Raw genomic sequence first — 4,103 nt, 5'->3', positions numbered from 1 at the left:
GTGGGTTGGCTGGGGGCCGCTGCAAGTACGTCCATGTAAGCTCGGTCGCCGCATCCATGCGGCTCACGCCCCCAGCCAACCCACCCTCCCGGCCACGGACGGTTTCCTGCGCACCGCGGGAAGATCGAAAGAAAAAAATCAAAATCAAAAGCAAAAGCCGATTCTTCAGACATTTGTGTCGACCAAGGTCGACACCTACCAACAGCACAGAACGCCGTCCCGACAGGTCGCGGAAAACTGTCGAAGGCGGGGTGGGTCCGGTTGCGGGGGTGTCCGCGGCATGGATGCCGCGGCCAAGCCCCCAGGGATGGGTTTACGGCGTCCCCCGCAACCGGATCCACCCCGCCATCCCACGGATAGCCAGCTTTTGCCGTTGCTCCGGCCTGTTGTCGTTGCCTAGGCGGGTGCAGGGCGCAGCCCTGCTGCCAAACCCCTCAGCAAGCCTCAGCAGCCGGCACGCGCGCACGCCCCAGCCACGCCAGCAGCAGCGCCGACGCCGCCAGCAGGCCACCGGCCACCGGAATCGCGGCGTAGCCCAGCCCCAGGCTGATCACCGCACCACCCAGCGCCGCGCCCAGTGCATTGCCCAGGTTGAACGCACCCACGTTGATCGACGACGCCAGTCCCGGCGCCTCGCTGGCGGCCTGCATCACCCGGATCTGCAGCGGCGGCACGATGGCGAAGGTTGCCGCGCCGAACAGCAACACGCCAAGCGCTGCGGTCGCGTGGCTCATGAAGGCCAGCGGCAGCACGAACATCAGCACCGCCAGGATGGCCAGCAAAATGCGCGTGGCGCCGTCCAGCGACCAGTCGGCCATGCGTCCACCGATGCCGTTGCCGAAGGTGAAACCAATACCGATCAGTGCCAGCGACAATGCAATGAAGGCATTGGAAGCACCGGTAAGCTCGGTCAACACCGGCGCCACATAGGTGTAGAGGGTGAACATCGCGCCTGCGCCCAGCACCGTGGTCGCCATCGCCAGCAGCACCTGCGGCTGCATGATCGATTTCAGTTCACGTCGAACATCCGGGCGTGCACCTGCGGCCGACGGCGGCAGCGCCATCGCCAACGCGGTGATCGCCACCACGCCGAGTACGGCAGTGCCGGCAAAGGCCAGGCGCCACCCCAGCTGCTGGCCGACCCAGGTCGCCAGCGGTACGCCGCCGATGTTGGCGATGGTCAGGCCCATGAACATCGTTGCCACCGCCGCCGCCTGCTTGTCCTTCGACACCAGACTGGCGGCGACCACCGCGCCGATGCCGAAGAACGCGCCGTGATTGAGGCTGGTCACCAGCCGCGACAGCAACAGCAGGCCGTAGTTCGGGGCCAGCGCCGACAGCACGTTGCCGACCACGAAGATCGACATCAGCAGCATCAGCGCGGTGCGCTTGCCGAAGCGTCCCATCAGCAGGGTCATCACCGGCGCGCCCAGCATCACGCCCACCGCGTAGGCGGTGATCAGCATGCCGGCAGTGGGGATGCTGACCCCCACTCCGTTGGCGATGACCGGCAACAGGCCCATCGGGGTGAACTCGGTGGTGCCAATGGCGAAGGCGCCGACGGCGAGTGCCAGCAGGGCGGCTCTGGAATTCATGGGGGTTGCCTGCGTGGGGCAGGCCCTGTGGAAAATGAGCGCGTAGCCTGCGCGCTTTGCCGGCCGGGAGTAAGCCTCGGCGCGGGAAAACAGTGTTGATCCCGATTCACAAGTGTCGGGCAGGTCGGCCATCCGGGTAGCGCCGGGCCATGCCCGGCGAGCGCAGCGGCGCCCGGAAAGCCGAACCCCCGGCGCTGGCCGGGGGTTCGGGGTAATGCTTACCAGTCGCCGGCACCCGGCACGTGGTGTTCGCGTGCGCGGCGGCGCATCAGCAGGTTCAGCCACTCCACCAGCACCGAGAAGCCCATCGCGGCGTAGATGTAGGGCTTGGGCACGTGCACGTCCAGGCCGTCCAGGATCAGCACCGCACCGATCAGCAGGATGAAGGCCAGGGCCAGCATCTTCACGGTCGGGTTGGCGTCGATGAAGCGGCCCAGCGGGTTGGCGGCCAGCAGCATCACCGCCACCGACAGCAGGATCGCAGCGACCATTACCGGCACGTGGTCGGCGATGCCGACGGCGGTGATCACCGAGTCCAGCGAGAACACGATGTCGATGATCGCGATCTGCGCGATCACGTAGCCGAACACGGCCGAGGTCTTGGTGGTGGTCGGGTCCTCGTCCTCGCCTCCGGTGATCATTTCCTTGATCTCCATCCAGCCCTTGATGATCAGGAACAGGCCACCGACGATCAGCACCAGGTCGCGGATGGAGATGCCCATGCCGGCCACGGTGAACAGGTTCGCCTGCATGTGCGCCAGGTACGCCAGCGACACCAGCAGGCCGATACGGGTGATGCACGCCACCGCGATGCCGAGGCGGCGCGCGAACGGCCGGCGGTTCTCGGGCAGCTTGCTGACGGCGATGGAGATGAACACCAGGTTGTCGATGCCAAGCACGATTTCCAGCGCGCTCAGGGTGAACAGGGTCAACCAGACATTCGGATCGGCGAGAAACTCAAGGGACATGGGAAGTCTTCAACAAGGGGGGAGGAAGAAGGATCAGCCGACGCTGGCCGGGAACAACCGCGGCACCAGCACCAGGGCCCAGCACAGCAGCACGTTCATCATCAGCACGAACACTGCCGCCGAGCCCATGTCCTTGGCACGGCCGGCCAGTTCATGGATTTCCGCGCCATAGCGTTCGATCACCGCCTCGATGGCCGAGTTGGCCAGCTCCATCGCCAGCACCAGCAGCATCGAGCCGATCATCAGCGCGCGCTCCACCGGTGTCTGGCCCAGCCAGATCGCCAGCGGCGTCAGCAGCACCAGCAGGTAGACCTCCAGCCGGAACGAGGACTCGTGCAGCCAGGCGGCTCGCAGGCCCTGCCAGGACCAACGGGCGGCCTGGAAGATGCGACGTGGGCCGCGGGGCATGTGGCCGAACTGATCAGCCACGGGTGAAGCATCCAGCAACAGGGGCGCGGCGCAGCGACCGCTCAGACGCACGGCAGGGAATCATGGGTGCACAGGGATAGGCAGACAGCCCCCATTTTGCCACAAGGGCGGCAATGGCAGCCCGGAAGCCCTGCCGGAAGGCCCCGCGAACGGCCCAGCACGGCCAAGCGCGGGGCCGGAGCAGCTTCTATGATGGATCCCCCCTGCCCTGCCGGAGTGCCTGATGACCCGTCCCCGCACCTGCCTGATCCTGCTTGGCCTGCTGGCCGCGCCGCTGGCCCAGGCCCTGAGCCCGCCGGCGCCGCCGCAGGTACCCGCGCAGGTCTCCAACGTGGCCTGGGCCGCCGACATGGCCTCCTTCGCCACCGCCGACCGCACCAATCCGCCGCCGCGCGGCGGCATCGAATTCATTGGCAGCTCGTCCTTCCGCATGTGGGACAGCCTGGCCCAGGACTTCCCGGGGCAACCGGTGTTCAATCGCGGCTTCGGTGGCTCGGAAGTACGCGACAGCACCTGGTACGCCGGCCAGGCGATCGTGCCGTACGCGCCGTGCAAGGTGTTCTTCTACGCCGGCGACAACGACCTCAACAGCGGCCGCAGCGCGACCCAGGTACGCGACGATGTGGTGGCCTTCGTGCAGCGCGTGCATCGCGACCTGCCGAAGACCAAGGTGGAGTACGTCTCCATCAAGCCCAGCCCGTCGCGGGCGCACCTGCTGCCGGCGATCAACGACGCCAACGCGAAGATCAAGGCTGCGTTGGCGAAGCTGCCCAACACCGGCTACACCGACATCTACACCCCGATGCTGGGGGCCGATGGACAGCCCGATGCCTCGTTGTTCCGCGAGGACATGCTGCACATGACCCCGGCCGGCTATGCGATCTGGACCAAGGCGCTGGCGCCGAAGGTCAACTGCAACTGAGTGATGCTGGGGTTGCCGGCCAGCGGCCGGCACTACCGGGACGCTTCATCCACGCATGGCGTGGATCTACTGCAGATCGCGGAACCTGTCGAAGGCGGGGCGCTGTGGGTTTGCAGGACCGTTGGCGCCATGGATGGCGCCATCGAGCCCCCATGGATGGGTTTACGGCGTGTCCTGCAAACCCACAGC

5 protein-coding genes are annotated in these 4,103 nt (G+C 66.8%); 2 read left to right on the top strand and 3 right to left on the bottom strand.

Annotated features, from left to right (window positions below; all coding sequences use genetic code 11):
- Positions 1-434: 434 nt before the first annotated feature.
- The 3 genes from ACFX4F_RS20805 to ACFX4F_RS20795 all read right to left on the bottom strand — a co-directional run bounded on the left by ACFX4F_RS20805 (position 435) and on the right by ACFX4F_RS20795 (position 2,992).
- Positions 435-1,595, bottom strand: a complete 1,161-nt coding sequence (locus tag ACFX4F_RS20805; RefSeq protein WP_380658246.1) for an MFS transporter — start codon at positions 1,593-1,595, stop codon at positions 435-437.
- A 218-nt stretch (positions 1,596-1,813) separates the two neighbouring features.
- Positions 1,814-2,563 (bottom strand): TerC family protein, encoded by a 750-nt coding sequence (locus ACFX4F_RS20800; protein WP_340570609.1) that lies wholly within the window; start codon positions 2,561-2,563, stop codon positions 1,814-1,816.
- Between the two features lie 33 nt (positions 2,564-2,596).
- Complete coding sequence (locus ACFX4F_RS20795; RefSeq protein WP_025877898.1) at positions 2,597-2,992, bottom strand: diacylglycerol kinase; 396 nt, start codon at positions 2,990-2,992, stop codon at positions 2,597-2,599.
- A 223-nt stretch (positions 2,993-3,215) separates the two neighbouring features.
- Here ACFX4F_RS20795 and ACFX4F_RS20790 point away from each other — a divergent pair, with 223 nt between their 5' ends.
- Both ACFX4F_RS20790 and ACFX4F_RS20785 read left to right on the top strand, forming a co-directional pair.
- Positions 3,216-3,914: an SGNH/GDSL hydrolase family protein gene (locus ACFX4F_RS20790; protein ID WP_180166785.1), complete on the top strand. Its 699-nt coding sequence runs from the start codon at positions 3,216-3,218 to the stop codon at positions 3,912-3,914.
- Between the two features lie 3 nt (positions 3,915-3,917).
- A partial coding sequence (locus ACFX4F_RS20785; protein WP_380658242.1) for a hypothetical protein occupies positions 3,918-4,103 on the top strand: 186 nt, incomplete at its 3' end.

This window comes from Stenotrophomonas sp. YIM B13575, assembly GCF_042787595.1.
In the GTDB taxonomy this organism is placed as follows: Bacteria; Pseudomonadota; Gammaproteobacteria; order Xanthomonadales; family Xanthomonadaceae; genus Stenotrophomonas; species Stenotrophomonas lactitubi_B.
The sequence above is the reverse complement of the archived record's forward strand: the minus strand, read 5'-3'. Positions and strand labels throughout refer to the sequence as shown.

Coding starts and splice junctions, on each gene's coding strand:
- ACFX4F_RS20805 (WP_380658246.1), bottom strand. CDS start 1,595: ATGAATTCCAGAGCCGCCCTGCTGGCACTCGCCGTCGGCGCCTTCGCC.
- ACFX4F_RS20800 (WP_340570609.1), bottom strand. CDS start 2,563: ATGTCCCTTGAGTTTCTCGCCGATCCGAATGTCTGGTTGACCCTGTTC.
- ACFX4F_RS20790 (WP_180166785.1), top strand. CDS start 3,216: ATGACCCGTCCCCGCACCTGCCTGATCCTGCTTGGCCTGCTGGCCGCG.